Source organism: Klebsiella sp. KTE92 (assembly GCF_000398905.1).
GTDB classification, from domain to species: Bacteria; Pseudomonadota; Gammaproteobacteria; order Enterobacterales; family Enterobacteriaceae; genus Klebsiella; species Klebsiella variicola.
On record NZ_KB976100.1, the window covers coordinates 4329905 to 4330418 of the forward strand.

Below are 514 nucleotides of genomic sequence, written 5' to 3' on the forward strand. Positions count from 1 at the left end.
GCAACACCCCGAAACGCGGTACTTTGGTTTTTATTCTGTGGCGCTTCCGGCTGAATTTACGCCAGCCGGGATGGTGATGTTTATCCAGGGTTCAGCGATGACCCCAGTGGAAACAAAACGGCAATACTATCCTCCGTTCCGGCAGTTTCTGACGCGCTATGAAGAAAAGCTCAGGAATACGTCCGTCGTCAATCCGCAGGATGCGCCTTATCTGAAGGAGGTGTACCAACTGGAACCTCCATTGAAAGGCACTATTTTTGAACGAAATGAAGAGTTTTTTACTCCGGATTTTGCACGAATGTTAGATGCGTGGAAATGGACAGAAGGCGTTACATTTTCAGTAAAAGTGAAGGCCAATGATGGTCGTTCGGTACGCTATGATGGTGAACGCTATATGGCAAAATATAGCTTTGGATATGATGTCCCGCAGAAAAAATCACAATTACTGGCTATTCTGTCAGGGTTGCAACCCCGTCAGGATAATCAGCGCCCCTCAGGCAATCAGTTAGCTATT

1 pseudogene is annotated in these 514 nt (G+C 46.9%); it reads left to right on the top strand.

From position 1 onward, the window contains the following. Positions 1–514 (top strand): annotated as a pseudogene (locus tag A1WC_RS05325) (hypothetical protein); the annotation flags it as partial.